This window comes from Escherichia sp. UTM R2 (assembly GCF_048593455.1).
Classification (GTDB): Bacteria; Pseudomonadota; Gammaproteobacteria; order Enterobacterales; family Enterobacteriaceae; genus Escherichia; species Escherichia coli.
The window spans coordinates 2,212,098-2,229,718 of record NZ_JBFWDY010000002.1; the positions used below are offsets into that span (position 1 = coordinate 2,212,098).

Below are 17,621 nucleotides of genomic sequence, written 5' to 3' on the forward strand. Positions count from 1 at the left end.
ATATTTAGCGCGCTAACAATAGAGGGAGTCTACCCATTTTGGGTTAAGAATTATTAATCCATATCAATAGAAGGGTATGAGTAATAAGGTGGGATTATGTTGTATGTTCAAATCGCCGGATTTGTCATATCCGGCGTTCAGTCGATAATGTGTTACTGCGGTTCGGCAGGCGCGCCATCCTGGCTAGACTGCGCGGGAGCAGAGACGTTACCGCTGGTGGTGCGGGTATAGAGAATTTTATGCGTATCATTAGCGCAATGGCCGACGACCTGGGAATCAGGCTGATCAACCTGGTCATTGGGTACAATACTTAACGTGAAGCTGCTTTCGGGTACGCCATTATTGATAATGCGCTGTGATATATCGCTCTGTATGCGCTCACAGGATCCCGGCGCGGCGAGTACCGCGGGTGAGGCGAGGGCGAGCAGAAGCGCGGCACAGCAGGTTGAGAGTTTCATCATAAGCTCCTTACGCGAAGATAACTTCTTTAAGCATAGCATTTAACGTGTAAAGTACTGTATTTGCTACTATGATTGAGAATCATCTCTACTCTCTGGTGACTGTTGTGAAATACAAATTACTACCATGCTTACTCGCGATATTCCTCACAGGATGTGACCGCACAGAGGTAACACTTTCATTTACCCCTGAGATGGCCAGTTTCTCTAATGAATTCGATTTTGATCCGCTGCGTGGTCCGGTAAAAGATTTCACTCAGACATTAATGGATGAGCAAGGTGAAGTGACGAAACGTGTTTCTGGGACTTTGTCGGAAGAAGGCTGTTTTGATTCACTCGAATTACTGGATCTGGAAAATAATACCGTGGTCGCTCTGGTACTGGACGCCAATTATTACCGTGATGCCGAGACGCTGGAGAAGAGAGTACGTTTACAGGGAAAATGCCAGCTAGCAGAATTACCTTCTGCCGGGGTGAGTTGGGAAACCGATGATAATGGCTTCGTGATTAAAGCCAGCAGCAAACAAATGCAGATGGAATATCGCTATGATGATCAGGGTTATCCGCTGGGTAAAACCACGAAAAGTAACGACAAAACATTATCTGTCAGCGCCACGCCATCAACGGATCCGATCAAAAAATTAGATTACACAGCGGTTACTTTACTGAATAATCAACGGGTTGGTAATGTAAAACAGAGCTGTGAATATGACAGTCACGCTAATCCGGTGGACTGTCAGCTAATCATTGTTGATGAAGGAGTAAAACCCGCCGTCGAACGGGTTTACACCATCAAAAATACGATCGATTATTATTAATGCTATTGTGCGGTCGGCTTCAGGAGAGTCTGACCCGGTGTTTTGTGCTCTGCCAGATACTGATGCTGGAATATACACATGCGAATGGCATTACGATATTGACCATTAATAAAGAACTCGTGCATCAATTCACCTTCAACCGAAAAGCCAAGCTTGCGGTAAATGTGAATCGCTTTTTCATTCTCTTTATCAACGATCAGATACAGCTTATAGAGATTGAGAACGGTAAAGCCATAGTCCATTGCTAATTTGGCGGCACGGGTTGCCAGACCTTTCCCCTGATACTCCGGGGAGATAATTATCTGAAATTCTGCGCGGCGATGAACATGGTTAATTTCCACCAGTTCCACCAGACCGGCTTTTTCGCCGTCACATTCCACCACAAAGCGCCGTTCGCTCTGATCGTGAATATGCTTATCATACAGATCAGAGAGTTCAACAAAGGCTTCGTAGGGTTCCTCAAACCAGTAACGCATCACACTGGCGTTATTGTCGAGTTGATGTACATAGCGTAAATCTTCACGCTCCAGCGGGCGTAGCTTAACACTGTGGGCGCTTGGCATAACGTGTCCTTACATTCCTTAAATCAATAACAGGTTAGGGGGTAATAACGCGGCCAGTTCGACGGTCCAGGCAGCGCAAAGTATTGGGCTCCCAGTAGGCATTGATGTTGGCGCTTTGCTCACATTTATCGCGGTTATCAAAAGCGGCGTCGGCTTTATCCCACTCTTTTTCAGTGCGTTTATTCACTTTCTGGCGCAGATTGCGCGTGTCATTCCATTGCTCTTTTTCCATAGCGGCGTGCTGGCGGCTTTGTGCACTGTCGCCAGACTCAATCACCAGTTTGTTAGTTTCGGCATGAACAGTTGTGCTCAATGCCAGTGCGCAAGGCAGCAGAATAGCGAGCAGGCCGATTCGTTTGCTGAGAGTGATTTTCATAATTCATTCCCTGTATGAATGATTAAAGGTGATTCTACACCATCCACTGCGGACGCAAAACGTACCAGGAGGGTGTTTATATTGATGATATTATGTCGCCCTATAACTATACATGATGTCAATAAGAGACAAAGATGATTAAAACAACGTTACTATTTTTTGCTACTGCGCTGTGTGAAATTATTGGATGCTTTCTGCCCTGGTTGTGGTTAAAACGAAACGCCAGTATCTGGCTGTTGCTTCCGGCGGGGATTTCACTGGCGCTGTTTGTCTGGTTGTTAACGTTGCATCCAGCGGCGAGTGGGCGTGTTTACGCGGCTTATGGTGGCGTTTATGTCTGCACGGCGTTGATGTGGCTGCGCGTTGTGGATGGCGTGAAACTGACTCTTTATGACTGGACGGGTGCGTTGATTGCGCTTTGCGGCATGTTGATCATTGTTGCGGGCTGGGGGCGCACGTAGGAACATAAATCCATTTTATCAATAAGATAAGAGGAAGTGTCAGCTGACAAAAGGTATTCTATTTCATCTTTTGTCAACCATTCACAGCGCAAATATACGCCTTTTTTTGTGATCACTCCGGCTTTTTTCGATCTTCATACTTGTATGGTAGTAGCTCAGATGCGTAGATTTCATGCATCACGACAAGCGATGCAAGGAATCGAACATGAAGATCGTAAAGGCTGAAGTTTTTGTTACCTGTCCGGGGCGTAATTTCGTCACATTAAAAATCACCACTGAGGACGGTATTACGGGCCTTGGGGATGCCACCCTCAATGGACGTGAGCTTTCCGTGGCCTCTTATTTGCAGGATCACCTTTGTCCGCAGCTTATTGGTCGCGATGCGCACCGTATCGAAGATATCTGGCAGTTTTTCTATAAAGGTGCTTACTGGCGTCGCGGTCCGGTTACGATGTCGGCCATTTCAGCGGTTGATATGGCGCTGTGGGATATTAAAGCCAAAGCTGCCAACATGCCGCTTTACCAGTTACTCGGCGGCGCGTCTCGTGAAGGGGTGATGGTTTATTGCCATACCACCGGTCACAGTATTGATGAAGCTCTGGATGATTATGCCCGTCATCAGGAGCTGGGATTCAAAGCCATCCGCGTGCAGTGCGGAATCCCTGGTATGAAAACCACCTACGGCATGTCGAAAGGTAAAGGTCTGGCTTATGAACCCGCAACCAAAGGACAGTGGCCGGAAGAGCAGCTGTGGTCGACGGAGAAATACCTCGATTTCATGCCGAAATTGTTTGACGCGGTACGTAACAAGTTTGGTTTTAATGAACATTTGCTGCATGACATGCACCATCGCTTAACGCCTATTGAAGCGGCGCGCTTTGGTAAAAGCATTGAAGATTATCGCATGTTCTGGATGGAAGACCCGACGCCTGCGGAAAACCAGGAATGCTTCCGTCTCATTCGCCAACATACCGTCACACCCATCGCGGTGGGTGAAGTCTTCAACAGCATCTGGGACTGCAAGCAACTGATTGAAGAGCAACTTATCGATTATATCCGCACCACACTGACCCATGCAGGCGGAATTACCGGTATGCGCCGGATTGCCGATTTTGCTTCGTTGTATCAGGTACGTACTGGCTCACACGGTCCTTCCGATTTGTCACCAGTCTGCATGGCTGCGGCGCTGCACTTTGATCTGTGGGTCCCCAATTTCGGTGTCCAGGAATACATGGGTTATTCCGAACAAATGCTTGAAGTCTTCCCGCACAACTGGACTTTCGATAACGGCTATATGCATCCGGGAGACAAACCGGGTCTTGGCATCGAATTCGATGAAAAGCTGGCGGCGAAATATCCCTATGAACCTGCTTATCTGCCAGTCGCACGTCTGGAAGATGGCACGCTGTGGAACTGGTAAGGTTAAAAACAAACAACATGGATGTTGATTATTCCTCAATCCTACAAAGGTAGATTTTTATGGTTAGTTCCGTCGATATAAATAATGAAATCAAGAATACATCCGTCGTTCGGCGTGTTGCGTCGGCCTCATCGATTGGTACAGCTGCTGAATACTACGATTTTTTTGCTTATGGCACAGCGGCAGTATTATTTTTTGGTCATTTATTTTTCCCTAGTGATGATCCTTTAATTAGTACACTGGCTGCGTTTGCCACATATGCTGTTGGTTTTCTGGCTCGACCTCTTGGGGGAATTGTATTTGGGCATATAGGTGATAAAGTCGGAAGGAAAAAAGCGTTAGTTATAACGATCTTAATTGTTGGATTAGGTACTTTTTGTATTGGGTTACTACCAACTTATGAAGAGATCGGTATATGGGCTCCAGCATTATTAATATTTATAAGAGTCTTACAAGGTTTTGGGGTTGGAGGCGAACAGGCAGGTGCTGTGTTGATGACGGCTGAATATGCTGAACCCAAACGCCGTGGTTTTTTTGCCAGTTGGGTTCAGATTGGTGCTCCTGTAGGCTTTTTACTTCCAATGGCATTATTCGCAATACTCAATGCGACGTTAACCCCTGAAGCGATGATGGACTATGGTTGGCGTATTCCATTTTTATTGAGTCTGTTACTTGTAATCGTAGGTTTGTTTATTCGTTTAAAAATTGATGAATCTCCTGTATTTGCTCAAATTAGGGAAACAAAAGCAGAGGAATCTCGCCCTCTAATTGAAGTTGTACGTGATTATCCAGGTATTGTAGCAAAAGGTGTTTGTGCAAAACTGATTGAAGCCTGTACATTCGCGATGTTTACCGTAATTGTATTAGCTTATGGGAAAGCTAATAATCTGGATGCTAATATTTTAATGGAGACGATGATTGTCGCTGTCATTATAGAAGTGTTCTCCATTCCTTTAATGGGGGCGTTATGCGACAAGATTGGTCGTAAACCTGTTTATATTATAGGGGCTGGATTACAAGTTATCATGATTATTCCTTTCTTTTTGGCAATCAATCAAGATAACTTCTGGCTAACGCAGTTGGTAATGATTATTGTTATTAGTTTTGGTCATAGCATGTGTTATGCACCACAGGCATCATTTTTTCCTGAATTATTCCCAACCCATATTCGCTGTAGTGGCATTGCTTTAATATGGCAATTAGGTTCATTAATAGGTAGCGGAGTATTGGGATTGGTTGCAGTGAAAATCCTTCAGGTTACCGGTGGTCATTATTATGGTATGGCTATTTATGTAATTGTTCTTGGCATTATCTCTATCGGCGGTTTGATTCTGATGCCAGAAACAGCACCTCAAAAATTAAAATCAGAATATCAGGAGTGGGCAAAACATTAATGTAAACTATTCAAGGTGGCATCTGCCACCTTGATGTTTTTTTTCATGAAGAGTACAAGTATTTTATTGTTAAATGCATGAAACAGAATTGTATCTGTCCAAGAACACTATTGATAATTAGGATATGGAATCATGGGAATTCATTTGTTATCAGCAAAAGCGACACTCCCTGTTTATGATCGTAATAACCTGGCCCCAAGAATTATTCATTTAGGCTTTGGTGCATTTCACCGTGCGCATCAGGGCGTGTATGCCGATATTCTTGCTACAGAACATTTCAGTGACTGGGGATATTATGAGGTCAACTTAATCGGCGGCGAACAGCAAATTGCCGATTTACAACAGCAAGATAATCTTTATACCGTTGCGGAAATGTCGGCCGATGCGTGGACGGCTCGCGTCGTTGGCGTCGTTAAAAAAGCCTTGCACGTACAGATGGATGGCTTAGAAACCGTGTTGGCTGCGATGTGTGAACCGCAAATCGCGATTGTCTCTCTGACAATCACCGAAAAAGGGTATTTCCACTCTCCGGCGACCGGACAGTTAATGCTCGATCACCCGATGGTCGCTGCCGACGTGCAAAATCCCCACCAGCCGAAAACAGCAACAGGGGTGATTGTTGAGGCGCTGGCCCGCCGTAAAGCGGCAGGATTTCCCGCATTTACCGTCATGTCATGTGACAACATGCCAGAAAACGGTCATGTTATGCGTGACGTTGTCACTTCATACGCGAAAGCTGTTGATGTAAAACTGGCACAATGGATCGAAGATAACGTGACTTTCCCATCAACAATGGTGGACCGTATTGTGCCCGCAGTGACAGAGGATACGCTGGCGAAAATCGAACAACTTACCGGTGTGGGCGATCCTGCGGGCGTTGCCTGTGAACCTTTCCGCCAGTGGGTAATAGAAGATAACTTTGTTGCCGGACGTCCAGAATGGGAAAAAGCGGGAGCCGAACTGGTTAGTGATGTGCTGCCTTATGAAGAGATGAAGTTGCGCATGCTCAACGGCAGTCATTCATTCCTGGCGTATTTGGGTTATCTTGCTGGATATCAGCACATTAATGACTGCATGGAAGATGAACATTATCGTTATGCGGCGTATGGCTTGATGTTGCAGGAACAAGCGCCGACGCTGAAAGTGCAGGGCGTTGATTTGCAAGATTACGCTAACCGATTAATTGCACGCTATAGCAACCCGGCGTTACGTCATCGAACCTGGCAGATTGCGATGGATGGTAGCCAGAAATTGCCACAGCGGATGTTGGATTCTGTTCGCTGGCATCTGGCGCATGACAGCAAGTTCGATCTGCTGGCGCTGGGCGTCGCGGGTTGGATGCGTTATGTCGGTGGTGTTGATGAACAGGGAAATCCGATAAAAATCAGTGACCCACTGTTACCTGTTATTCAGAAGGCTGTACAAAGTAGTGCCGAAGGGAAAGCGCGCGTCCAGTCATTGCTGGCGATTAAGGCAATCTTTGGTGATGATTTGCCAGACAATAGCTTGTTTACTGCAAAAGTGACGGAAGCGTACTTGTCTTTATTAGCGCATGGCGCGAAAGCGACCGTGGCGAAATATTCCGTGAAGTAAAAAAAGCAATGCCGCCATCGGCGGCATTCACACACTTAGTTCATGCCGAGACGAATCAGGTCCAGAGGTGCCAGTTTCTCTTCACAACCTTCAACAACTACGGTTTTTCCGCGGCGGATTTGCTCAGCGGTCAGACCTTCAGTATCAATCGACAGGATCTTGCCAGTGTGACCGGTGCCGCTAACCATAACACGGCTGCCAGTGGTGATTGCGTTACGGTTACGATCGTAGGTCGTCATAGGTGTTTTCTCCTTTCTGATTTACAGTCGAAGCCCACGTAACGGGCGCAATATAAATACTCCTGTCGAGTGAAATATTTTTTGTTTTTGATCAAGCTCACATCTTTTTTGATGCATGCATGAGCCGTAAGGCGGGGGGAAAAGCCTCTCATCCCGGATGGGATGAGAGTAAATGAATTACTCTTCGCTAAACCAGTCGCTGTTTTCCTGGCGGATCTGGCGCACGGATTCGCTGATTTCCTGCAAATGTTGCGTCATTGCACGTTCTACCGCATCGCCATCACGTTTTTGCAGGGCAGAGAAAATATCAAGATGCTGGCGTAACAGCATTTCTGGTGGAGAAACATGGTCGAAACTCATATAGCGCACGCGATCAACGGTCGCTTTCAGGTTCTCAATGGTATCCCACGCCAGTTGACAGTCGGCAATCTGCGTCAGGAGTTGATGGAAGTTGTCATCAAGTTCAAAAAAATCATCCAGTTGCTTGCGCTCAATGGCAATGCGTTGCTGGTGAAGATTTTGTTCCAGTTGGTAGCACTGGCTTTCGGTAATCATGCTCGCCGCCCGACGCGCCACCGCGCACTCAATGGCCTGACGGATAAAACTGCCGTTTCGCACCTGGGCCATGGAAATTTTGTTGACGTAGCTGCCACGCTGCGGACGAATTTGAATCAGGCCGTTTTCCGCCAGTTTAATAAAGGCTTCACGAACCGGCTGGCGTGACACATTGAAACGAACAGAAACTTCTTTTTCCGACAACGGTGTGCCTGGTGCAATCAGGCAATGGACAATGTCGCGACGAAGAATACGATAAATCTGCTGATTGACAGGCTGTGTGGGATTAAGTTGCGTTTCGACGGTCATTCGTTCTTGCTTGTGAGTGAGTTAACTGCATGAGTCTACCACTTTTTTGTGACAAGCAATAACCCGGCAGTTACGCCGGGTATAAAAATTACTGACGGTGGACATTCAGTCCGGCATAGCTTTGGGTAACCGGCATCATTTCCAGGGTATTGATATTGACGTGAGCAGGCAGCGTTGACACCCACCAGACGGCTTCGCTGACATCTTCTGGCGTCAATGCAACGGTATTTTGATAGGTTTTTTCCGCTTTACCGTCATCGCCTTTAAAGCGGACATTGGAAAACTCGGTGCCACCCACCAGACCCGGTTCGATGTCGGTGACGCGCACCGCCGTACCATGCAGATCCGTACGCAGATTCAGGCTAAACTGACGAACAAACGCTTTCGTCGCACCGTAAACGTTACCACCGGCATACGGCCAGCTACCTGCCGTTGAGCCAATGTTAATAATATGACCATGATTACGTTCAACCATACCCGGTAAGACGGCGCGCGTCATATATACCAGGCCTTTGTTGTTGGTATCAATCATCGTTTCCCAGTCTTCAACGCTGGCTTTATGCGCAGGCTCCATGCCCAACGCCAGGCCGGCATTATTTACCAGGATATCAATATTGCACCACTCGGCAGGAAGCGATGCCAGCATCTCTTCAATAGCGGCGCGGTTGCGAACGTCCAGTTGGGCGATATACAGATTATCTCCCAGTTCGTCTTTTAACTCCTGCAACCGCTCCTGGCGACGGCCAGTGGCGATAACTTTATGCCCTTGTTGAATAAAACGACGAGTAATGCATTCACCAAAACCTGCCGTTGCTCCAGTTACTAAAACGATCATCTCACTGTTCCTCAACGCTTTTGTGTGTCAATAACATAGCACGTGATGCTTAAGAGCGGGTAATACTGGTTTGCAAGATTGCACTCCGTTATCAGTAAGCCTACGCTATGGAACACCTCGCGTTCAGGAGAAGAAAATGACAACAATGAATCCTTTCCTTGTGCAAAGCACACTGCCGTATCTGGCTCCTCATTTTGATCAAATTGCCAATCATCACTATCGCCCGGCATTCGATGAGGGAATGCAGCAAAAGCGGGCAGAAATTGCTGCCATCGCGCTTAACCCGCAAACGCCTGATTTCAACAATACTATTCTGGCACTGGAACAAAGCGGAGAATTACTTACCCGCGTTACCAGCGTCTTTTTTGCGATGACTGCGGCGCATACCAATGATGAATTACAGCGTCTTGATGAACAGTTTTCCGCTGAACTGGCGGAACTGGCTAATGATATCTATCTGAACGGTGAATTATTCGCGCGGGTAGATGCTGTCTGGCAGCGCCGTGAATCCCTGGGGCTTGATAGTGAATCCATCCGCCTGGTGGAGGTTATTCATCAACGTTTTGTCCTTGCCGGAGCCAAACTTGCGCAAGCTGATAAAGCAAAATTAAAAGTACTGAATACAGAAGCTGCGACCCTGACCAGCCAGTTTAACCAGCGGTTACTTGCAGCAAATAAATCCGGCGGTCTGGTTGTGAACGATATCGCGCAGCTGGCAGGAATGAGTGAGCAAGAGATTGCGCTGGCGGCAGTGGCGGCTCGCGAGAAAGGTCTGGATAACAAATGGCTGATTCCGCTGCTGAATACCACCCAACAACCGGCGCTTGCCGAAATGCGCGATCGTGCGACGCGTGAAAAACTGTTTATTGCGGGCTGGACGCGAGCGGAAAAAAATGATGGCAATGATACCCGCGCTATCATTCAACGTCTGGTAGAGATTCGCGCACAGCAGGCGAAACTGCTTGGTTTTCCTCATTATGCCGCATGGAAAATCGCCGATCAGATGGCAAAAACGCCAGAAGCAGCACTCAACTTTATGCGGGAAATTGTTCCAGCGGCGCGTCAACGTGCGAGCGATGAATTAGCCTCCATACAGGCGGTTATCGATAAGCAGCAGGGCGGGTTTAGCGCGCAGCCGTGGGACTGGGCATTTTATGCGGAACAGGTACGGCGGGAGAAATTTGATCTTGATGAGGCGCAGCTCAAGCCATATTTTGAATTAAACACGGTGTTGAATGAAGGTGTATTCTGGACCGCGAATCAGCTCTTCGGTATTAAGTTTGTCGAACGTTTTGATATTCCTGTCTACCATCCTGACGTTCGGGTGTGGGAAATTTTTGATCATAATGGCGTGGGGCTGGCGTTATTTTACGGTGATTTCTTCGCCCGTGATTCAAAAAGCGGCGGTGCATGGATGGGCAATTTTGTTGAGCAATCAACGCTTAATGAAACGCATCCGGTAATTTATAACGTTTGCAATTATCAGAAACCCGCTGCCGGTGAGCCTGCGTTGTTACTCTGGGATGATGTCATAACCTTATTCCATGAATTTGGTCATACGTTGCACGGCCTTTTTGCCCGCCAGCGTTATGCCACGCTTTCCGGCACCAACACGCCGCATGATTTTGTCGAATTTCCGTCGCAAATCAACGAACACTGGGCAACGCATCCGCAGGTATTCGCTCGCTACGCCCGGCATTATCAGAGCGGGGCAGCAATGCCTGACGAACTGCAACAGAAAATGCGTAATGCCAGCCTGTTCAACAAAGGGTATGAGATGAGCGAACTGCTTAGCGCCGCACTTCTCGATATGCGCTGGCATTGCCTGGAAGAAAACGAAGCAATGCAGGATGTCGATGATTTTGAATTGCGGGCGCTGGTGGCGGAAAATATGGATCTTCCTGCTATACCGCCACGCTATCGCAGCAGTTATTTCGCCCATATTTTTGGTGGCGGATATGCTGCAGGTTATTACGCTTATCTGTGGACGCAAATGTTGGCCGATGATGGTTACCAGTGGTTTGTTGAGCAGGACGGATTAACGCGTGAAAATGGGCAGCGTTTTCGCGAGGCGATCCTTTCCAGAGGTAACAGCGAAGATCTGGAACGGCTGTATCGACAATGGCGCGGTAAGGCTCCTCAGATTATGCCGATGCTGCAACATCGTGGCTTGAACATATAAACACCACCAATGGCTGGCCTGGAGATATCGCCAGGCCAGCCTGGTTATAGCAGTAATTGCAGCAGCTGGACGAGGGCAAACCTCACCGCTAAAGCTAATACCGTTTCGCAGTCGCCAGCAAAATGCATAACCGCAGTGTAGGTCTGGCCTTTAATATGCCACGCGAACCAGACGGTACCCGCTGGCGTACCATCTTCACCGCCCTCCGGTCCGCCGTAGCCGGTAATGGCAATACTGACATCAGCATCCGCACGCTCTATGGCACCTGTTGCCATTTCTGCTGCCACTTTCTCACTCACCGCAGAATATCGTTCAAGAGATTGCTGGCTTACGCTGAGGATTTTCATCTTTGCCTGATCGGTGAAAGTAACAAAGCCTGCACCGTAAAATTTGGGTGTATCTTCAGCTGCACACAGGGCGCTAGCCAACTTACCGCCGGTGCATGATTCGGCGGTAGTTAAGCGTAATTGATCCGCGATAAGTCTTTGACTCAACGCGGATGTCAGGTTTTCAATAGTGTCGGTATCTGCGAGTTGTACAATTTTATCTTTATTAATGTTCACTGTTTTTTGTCCACGCTATTATATGTAAAGGTGATTTGCTTTTTCTGTATGCTCGTCAAATATAATAATTTTCAAACATATAAATCCGATTATTCTGAAAATATGTTTAAGACTCTTCAATCTTCTTAACTTTAGTGAGTTAAATTCTCTGAATATTTGACAGCTAGTGGGCTGATTTTAAATGCCTTATAACAATTGGCAGTATTCTTATTTGGCAATTATAAAAATAGCAACCAGACTTAATAAGTCAAACCAAACGCAATTAAGGAGTTAGTATGAAATTTCAGGCCATTGTATTAGCAAGTTTTCTTGTCATGCCTTATGCGTTGGCAGATGACCAGGGCGGTTTAAAACAGGATGCAGCGCCACCGCCGCCTCATGCAATAGAAGATGGCTATCGCGGAACCGATGATGCAAAAAAAATGACCGTTGATTTCGCAAAAAACATGCACGATGGCGCTTCGGTTTCACTACGCGGTAATTTGATTTCTCACAAAGGAGAGGACCGTTACGTTTTTCGCGATAAGAGCGGTGAAATTAATGTCGTTATTCCTGCGGCCGTCTTTGATGGACGAGAAGTTCAGCCGGACCAGATGATCAACATTAGCGGCAGTCTGGATAAGAAAAGCGCGCCGGCCGTCGTTCGGGTCACTCATTTGCAGAAATAAAAATAAATTAGCCTGATGGCCTGAACTACTGGGCCATTAGGGTATTGGGTTATGCTATTTGTCATCCTTTTATTTACGATAATGCAGAGGTGATTTACAGAATTAAACACTTTTTTATCCGCTGATTTTGTTTTAAATCACAATGTTATCTCAGAGATGACTCATAACTTCGGATTTCTATGAAAATATTGACGTAATTTTGCTTTTCTCTCGTTAGAATAGCGCGCACAAGGAACTGTGAAAAAGGAGTGGCAATGATCAAGAAGACAACGGAAATTGATGCCATCTTGTTAAATCTCAATAAGGCTATCGATGCCCACTACCAGTGGCTGGTGAGTATGTTTCACAGCGTGGTCGCGAGAGATGCCAGTAAGCCAGAAATAACGGATAACCATTCTTATGGACTGTGCCAGTTTGGTCGGTGGATTGATCATCTGGGGCCACTCGATAACGATGAATTACCTTACGTTCGGCTAATGGATTCTGCCCATCAACATATGCATAACTGTGGTCGGGAATTAATGCTGGCTATTGTTGAAAATCACTGGCAGGACGCGCATTTCGACGCCTTTCAGGAGGGGTTGCTTTCTTTTACTGCGGCATTAACCGATTACAAAATTTATTTGCTGACGATCCGTAGCAATATGGATGTTTTGACGGGATTGCCGGGGCGTCGGGTTCTTGATGAATCCTTTGATCATCAGTTACGCAACACTGAGCCTCTGAATCTTTATTTAATGTTGTTGGATATTGACCGATTTAAATTGGTTAATGATACCTACGGGCATTTAATCGGCGATGTAGTATTACGCACCCTGGCAACTTACTTAGCCAGTTGGACGCGTGATTACGAAACGGTTTATCGCTACGGGGGCGAAGAATTTATCATTATTGTCAAAGCGGCTAATGATGAAGAAGCATGTCGTGCAGGTGTCAGAATTTGCCAGTTAGTCGATAACCATGCCATCACGCATTCTGAAGGGCATATCAACATTACCGTGACAGCAGGTGTCAGTCGCGCATTTCCTGAAGAGCCTCTGGATGTGGTCATTGGAAGAGCAGACCGGGCAATGTATGAGGGTAAGCAAACCGGAAGAAATCGCTGCATGTTTATTGATGAACAAAATGTGATTAACCGAGTTTAAGCTCCGTTTAACATTCATTGAGAAAACTGATGCTACTGTGTCAACGATCCGTTATCAGTGCAGGAAAATGCCTGTTAGCGTAAAAGCAAAACACAAATCTATCCATGCAAGCATTCACCGCCGGTTTACTGGCGGTTTTTTTTCGCCGTCATAAAAATCAGGCCCCTTGTACACAACTGTAACAAGGGGCCGGTTAGGTGAGGGATTATCTCCGTTCATTAGTCATCCCATTTGTGGCTGAAATACGCGGCCAGAAAACCAGAAAATAAAATTATTCCCAGTACGGCCATAAAAACATTCATATTACCCAGCATTATTTGCCTCCGTTTATGGTGTGGTGTGTTTCCTCGCTTACCTTAATTTTCATCTCAATGAGAAAGATATTAGCAGAGGTAACCTAAACGAAGGCTGAATTAAATTTTTATTGTGTTCGACTTAAATCAACAAAGCGCGGGCTGCCCCCACGGTCTTGCACGAATCCCTTTTAACATCAGCACCCACGCAGCAATGATCACCAACGCTAAGATGACAAACAGCGAGGAAGGCGGCAGGCTGGTTAGCACTACGCCACTCACTAATGGGTTAATCGCGGCACCAAGCCAGCCTAAAGACTGGGCGGAAAAATAGCTGGCTTTCATTCCTGGCGGCGCAATATGGTCAATCAACATATACTCGCCCGGCGCATAAATGATTTCACCGACAGTAAATACCGCAGCTGACATACCCCACAATAGCAGGCTGTTGCCGGAAAAAATAAAACCGACCAGACCGATGACGAAACATAGGGTGCCTGCTGTCATCAGCGCGCGGATGTTAGCCGGGTTAAGTCGGCGGCCCACGGAATATTGCAACGTAACCACCATGGCAGCATTCACCGGAAGAACAACCGCGACCACCTTTTCGGCAAAATCCCCATCAGCAATCACCATCACATATTGTGAAATGCATGAAGCAAATGCGCCGCTTACAAAAGAAGCCAGAAAACCAGAGCAGGTAAACCACAACAGTGCTTTATCTTGTAATAAAACTTTCGGCGACCAGACACTGCCTGTTTCCGTGGCGATGATTTTCTCGCTGCGCTTTACCCAAAATTTGAATGAAAAGCATGGGAAACGCGGAACAGATAGCTGCCAGCCAGAAGGGCAGATTGATGCTCTGCATCACCAACAGCGTGCCGAGCGGCGGACCGATGGTCCAGCCAATGTTTAGCATGGTGTAGTTGATTGAGAAGATTTTCGTTTTGCTGGTGGACGAAAGATTGTCGGCAAACCAGGCTTTCAGCACGGTAGCAAAAACAGAATAGGCGCAGTTAATGAGGGCAAAAAAGAGCACCACCAGCTTTACGTTATTCACTAAAGGAATGGCAATAAAACCGCTGGCGAAGGCGGTAATTGCCAGTAACATATAGCGTTTCTTGTCGAACTTATCCGCCAGGATACCAAAACCGAGGCTAAAAACGACGCCAATAGTGAGCGCAATTGTCATCGCATAACCGATTAGATCGACACTCAGGCTGTACTGGCGACTCAAGTAAATGGTCATAAATGGCAGCGTAGCGCCGCGTCCGATGGTTAATAACAACGACGAGGCAAGAAGGGCGCTGGTAGAGCGTCGTAGGGATAAGTTCATTTGTCTGTCCGGCAGTGCGTTTCGTTATGTTTTGTTTTAGAGATGTAAAGAAATAGCATGGCAAAAATCCGAAGTATAGCGACTTATTTGCGCATTAATGCCGTCGTAACCGGCGACTAACGAATCAACTGTTAAAGAAAAGTAAATTCAGCTAAGTTGATTGCTTACAAAAGATGAAATTCAGAGGCGGTAGAATGTCGCGAAAAGATGGGGTGTTGGCGCTACTGGTAGTGGTCGTATGGGGGCTAAATTTTGTGGTCATCAAAGTGGGGCTTCATAACATGCCACCGCTGATGCTGGCCGGTTTGCGCTTTATGCTGGTCGCTTTTCCGGCTATCTTTTTTGTCGCACGACCGAAAGTACCACTGAATTTGCTGCTGGGGTATGGATTAACCATCAGTTTTGCGCAGTTTGCTTTTCTTTTTTGTGCCATTAACTTCGGTATGCCTGCTGGACTGGCTTCGCTGGTGTTACAGGCACAGGCGTTTTTTACTATCGTGCTTGGCGCGTTTACTTTCGGGGAGCGATTGCATGGCAAACAATTGGCGGGGATCGCCTTAGCGATTTTTGGCGTACTGGTGTTAATCGAAGATAGTCTGAACGGTCAGCATGTGGCGATGCTCGGCTTTATGTTGACCCTGGCTGCAGCATTTAGTTGGGCGTGTGGCAACATCTTCAATAAAAAGATCATGTCGCACTCAACGCGTCCGGCGGTGATGTCGCTGGTAATCTGGAGCGCTTTAATCCCAATCATTCCCTTCTTTGTTGCCTCGCTGATTCTCGATGGTTCCGCATCCATGATTCACAGTCTGGTTACTATTGATATGACCACCATCTTGTCGCTGATGTATCTGGCGTTTGTGGCGACAATTGTTGGTTATGGGATCTGGGGGACGTTACTGGGACGCTATGAAACCTGGCGGGTTGCACCGTTATCGTTACTGGTGCCCGTAGTCGGACTGGCAAGTGCGGCACTATTGTTGGATGAACGCTTAACGGGTCTGCAATTTTTAGGTGCGGTGCTCATTATGACCGGGCTGTATATCAATGTATTTGGCTTGCGGTGGCGTAAAGCGGTAAAGGTTAGAGGCTAAACCATACGCACAGAATGTGATGTCAGCACTCTGTGCGTCTGCTTTTATCGCGGGAAAAAGTACTTTACCTGGAACTCGAAAATATTGCTGTAAAGTAACGAATAATCCAGCGGAATAGAGTTACTGTCCACAGCCTGGGTCTGAATTTTAAGTATGGGATCCCGTGGGCTGATCCGTAAAATACTGGCGATTTCTGGGGTAGGAAAAGTAGGGGAGAAAGTTTCAAAGGTGCCAATGATTTTGATCCCGCATTCATTCTCAATATATGAAAATTTGGATTTTTGCATATGTGACACGGTTAAATCAGGAAAACGTGCTACTGACATCCACGTTTCTTCTAATTGTGCTGCATTATCCTCAATGAATCGCAGTCTCTTTATGTAATAAACCTGCTCACCAGTCACTAAATTCAGCTCAGTCGCAATAGTGGGTGAAGCATCCTGCACTTCAAATTTCATAATCTGACTCCCTGCCTCTTTGCCGCTTTTATGCGCAATTTCACTGAAACTGTTCATGTGATCAATGTGTGCAACAAAATTCTTTTTTTGAATGTATGTTCCTGAACCATGCTTTCTGTGAATAATTCCTTCGCCTTCCAGCAAGGATAATGCCTTACGCAGGGTATTACGCGAAACATTATAACGAACAGCGAGTTCCGCTTCTGACGGCAACAAATCACCAACATGCCATGAATTGCCATTGATTTCGGATTTAAGTAAGCGGGCAATCTTTTGAAAAATCACTTTTGCACCTTTTAAGAGCCATTGAAAACAAGGAGTTGAGTCCTGATTGGTTTATCGTATGGCCGAGTCGTTTAATAATCACCCTGATGTTGAACAACTTTATCACTGTATTACTGTGATCAATGTACCAGGACGTATAGCTACTGCGGGATATGATATTTAAACAATGTAATCTGTTATATACCAGTAAGGGAAAATATGAAAAAAATATTGTTAGTTTGCGCTGCGGGCATGTCAACCAGTATGCTGGTTAAACGTATGATTGATCATGCTAACGCTATTTCACTTGAAGTTAATATTTCCGCATTGGCGATTGCAGAGGCTAAAGGGAAAATTAAAAATAACGAAGTTGACGTTGTTTTACTTGGCCCGCAAGTTCGCTTTCAGAAACCAGAGATTGAAGCCGTTGCACAGGGGAAAATGCCTGTAGCCGTTATCGAGATGAAAGACTACGGCACCATGAACGGACAGGCAGTTCTTGAATTTGCGATGAAACTACTGCAAGAGTAAGAATCTAATATTATTAAACTATTACCTGAACTAACTTTTCACACATCATAAAATGGATATGGCATA

The 17,621-nt window shown here is 46.3% G+C and carries 20 protein-coding genes and 1 pseudogene; 10 read left to right on the forward strand and 11 right to left on the reverse strand.

Annotated features, from left to right (window positions below; genetic code table 11):
* Positions 1-152 precede the first annotated feature (152 nt).
* Complete coding sequence (locus AB4H76_RS11570) at positions 153-458, reverse strand: DUF1161 domain-containing protein (protein WP_001300836.1); 306 nt, start codon at positions 456-458, stop codon at positions 153-155.
* A gap of 107 nt (positions 459-565) precedes the next feature.
* On the opposite strand from AB4H76_RS11570, the gene AB4H76_RS11575 reads away from it, so the two are divergent.
* A complete protein-coding gene (locus AB4H76_RS11575; protein WP_001321287.1) occupies positions 566-1,276 on the forward strand; it encodes a YnfC family lipoprotein in 711 nt (236 codons plus the stop codon).
* A gap of 2 nt (positions 1,277-1,278) precedes the next feature.
* Here AB4H76_RS11575 and speG read toward each other — a convergent pair whose 3' ends face one another.
* The gene (gene speG / locus AB4H76_RS11580; RefSeq protein ID WP_001138581.1) at positions 1,279-1,839 is read right to left on the reverse strand and encodes a spermidine N1-acetyltransferase; all 561 of its coding nucleotides are present in this window, start codon (positions 1,837-1,839) and stop codon (positions 1,279-1,281) included.
* Positions 1,840-1,873: 34 nt separating this feature from the next.
* Positions 1,874-2,215 carry a DUF1283 family protein gene (locus AB4H76_RS11585; protein WP_000705211.1) on the reverse strand — a complete coding sequence of 114 codons (342 nt, stop codon included), beginning with the start codon at positions 2,213-2,215 and terminating at the stop codon, positions 1,874-1,876.
* Positions 2,216-2,349: 134 nt separating this feature from the next.
* Between AB4H76_RS11585 and AB4H76_RS11590 the strand changes: the two genes are divergently transcribed.
* The 4 genes from AB4H76_RS11590 (at position 2,350) to AB4H76_RS11605 (ending at position 7,083) form a co-directional block, all read left to right on the forward strand.
* Entirely contained in the window at positions 2,350-2,676 is a 327-nt protein-coding gene (locus AB4H76_RS11590; protein WP_000598292.1) for a YnfA family protein, read from the forward strand.
* A 205-nt stretch (positions 2,677-2,881) separates the two neighbouring features.
* Positions 2,882-4,096 carry a starvation-sensing protein RspA gene (gene rspA / locus AB4H76_RS11595; RefSeq protein WP_001295394.1) on the forward strand — a complete coding sequence of 405 codons (1,215 nt, stop codon included), beginning with the start codon at positions 2,882-2,884 and terminating at the stop codon, positions 4,094-4,096.
* 59 nt (positions 4,097-4,155) lie between these two features.
* Positions 4,156-5,490 (forward strand): MFS transporter, encoded by a 1,335-nt coding sequence (locus tag AB4H76_RS11600; RefSeq protein ID WP_000255061.1) that lies wholly within the window; start codon positions 4,156-4,158, stop codon positions 5,488-5,490.
* Between the two features lie 132 nt (positions 5,491-5,622).
* Positions 5,623-7,083: a mannitol dehydrogenase family protein gene (locus tag AB4H76_RS11605; protein WP_077491831.1), complete on the forward strand. Its 1,461-nt coding sequence runs from the start codon at positions 5,623-5,625 to the stop codon at positions 7,081-7,083.
* Between the two features lie 35 nt (positions 7,084-7,118).
* Here the strand turns inward: AB4H76_RS11605 and ydfZ are convergent, their stop codons facing one another.
* The 3 genes from ydfZ to ydfG form a co-directional block, all read right to left on the reverse strand.
* The gene (ydfZ, locus tag AB4H76_RS11610) at positions 7,119-7,322 is read right to left on the reverse strand and encodes a putative selenium delivery protein YdfZ (protein WP_000214712.1); all 204 of its coding nucleotides are present in this window, start codon (positions 7,320-7,322) and stop codon (positions 7,119-7,121) included.
* 177 nt (positions 7,323-7,499) lie between these two features.
* Complete coding sequence (rspR, locus tag AB4H76_RS11615) at positions 7,500-8,186, reverse strand: DNA-binding transcriptional regulator rspR (protein ID WP_000215549.1); 687 nt, start codon at positions 8,184-8,186, stop codon at positions 7,500-7,502.
* A gap of 88 nt (positions 8,187-8,274) precedes the next feature.
* Positions 8,275-9,021 (reverse strand): bifunctional NADP-dependent 3-hydroxy acid dehydrogenase/3-hydroxypropionate dehydrogenase YdfG, encoded by a 747-nt coding sequence (gene ydfG / locus AB4H76_RS11620; RefSeq protein WP_000636571.1) that lies wholly within the window; start codon positions 9,019-9,021, stop codon positions 8,275-8,277.
* A 136-nt stretch (positions 9,022-9,157) separates the two neighbouring features.
* On the opposite strand from ydfG, the gene dcp reads away from it, so the two are divergent.
* On the forward strand, positions 9,158-11,203 hold the full coding sequence (gene dcp, locus AB4H76_RS11625) for a peptidyl-dipeptidase Dcp (protein WP_077491829.1): 2,046 nt from the start codon (positions 9,158-9,160) through the stop codon (positions 11,201-11,203).
* A gap of 44 nt (positions 11,204-11,247) precedes the next feature.
* On the opposite strand, the gene AB4H76_RS11630 is transcribed toward dcp, so the two are convergent.
* Positions 11,248-11,766, reverse strand: a complete 519-nt coding sequence (locus AB4H76_RS11630) for a 2-oxo-tetronate isomerase (RefSeq protein WP_001024561.1) — start codon at positions 11,764-11,766, stop codon at positions 11,248-11,250.
* A gap of 275 nt (positions 11,767-12,041) precedes the next feature.
* On the opposite strand from AB4H76_RS11630, the gene ydeI reads away from it, so the two are divergent.
* Both ydeI and dgcZ read left to right on the forward strand, forming a co-directional pair.
* Positions 12,042-12,434, forward strand: coding sequence for a YdeI family stress tolerance OB fold protein (gene ydeI, locus AB4H76_RS11635; protein ID WP_000671731.1), 393 nt, complete (start codon positions 12,042-12,044; stop codon positions 12,432-12,434).
* Between the two features lie 254 nt (positions 12,435-12,688).
* Positions 12,689-13,579, forward strand: coding sequence for a diguanylate cyclase DgcZ (gene dgcZ, locus AB4H76_RS11640; protein WP_000592826.1), 891 nt, complete (start codon positions 12,689-12,691; stop codon positions 13,577-13,579).
* Between the two features lie 114 nt (positions 13,580-13,693).
* Here the strand turns inward: dgcZ and mgtT are convergent, their stop codons facing one another.
* From mgtT to ydeE, 3 genes and pseudogenes are all read right to left on the reverse strand, one after another.
* Positions 13,694-13,798, reverse strand: coding sequence for a protein MgtT (gene mgtT / locus AB4H76_RS11645; protein ID WP_211180496.1), 105 nt, complete (start codon positions 13,796-13,798; stop codon positions 13,694-13,696).
* Positions 13,798-13,893, reverse strand: coding sequence for a protein MgtS (mgtS, locus tag AB4H76_RS11650; protein WP_000901367.1), 96 nt, complete (start codon positions 13,891-13,893; stop codon positions 13,798-13,800). Before mgtS ends, mgtT begins: the two co-directional genes overlap by 1 nt.
* Positions 13,894-14,019: 126 nt before the next feature.
* Positions 14,020-15,208: pseudogene (gene ydeE / locus AB4H76_RS11655) on the reverse strand (efflux MFS transporter YdeE).
* A 194-nt stretch (positions 15,209-15,402) separates the two neighbouring features.
* Between ydeE and eamA the strand changes: the two are divergent.
* The gene (gene eamA, locus AB4H76_RS11660) at positions 15,403-16,302 is read left to right on the forward strand and encodes an O-acetylserine/cysteine exporter (RefSeq protein ID WP_000087216.1); all 900 of its coding nucleotides are present in this window, start codon (positions 15,403-15,405) and stop codon (positions 16,300-16,302) included.
* 44 nt (positions 16,303-16,346) lie between these two features.
* Here the strand turns inward: eamA and AB4H76_RS11665 are convergent, their stop codons facing one another.
* Positions 16,347-17,045, reverse strand: a complete 699-nt coding sequence (locus AB4H76_RS11665; protein WP_000577184.1) for a GntR family transcriptional regulator — start codon at positions 17,043-17,045, stop codon at positions 16,347-16,349.
* Positions 17,046-17,243: 198 nt separating this feature from the next.
* Here AB4H76_RS11665 and AB4H76_RS11670 point away from each other — a divergent pair, with 198 nt between their 5' ends.
* On the forward strand, positions 17,244-17,555 hold the full coding sequence (locus AB4H76_RS11670; protein WP_000722571.1) for a PTS sugar transporter subunit IIB: 312 nt from the start codon (positions 17,244-17,246) through the stop codon (positions 17,553-17,555).
* Positions 17,556-17,621: the final 66 nt, after the last annotated feature.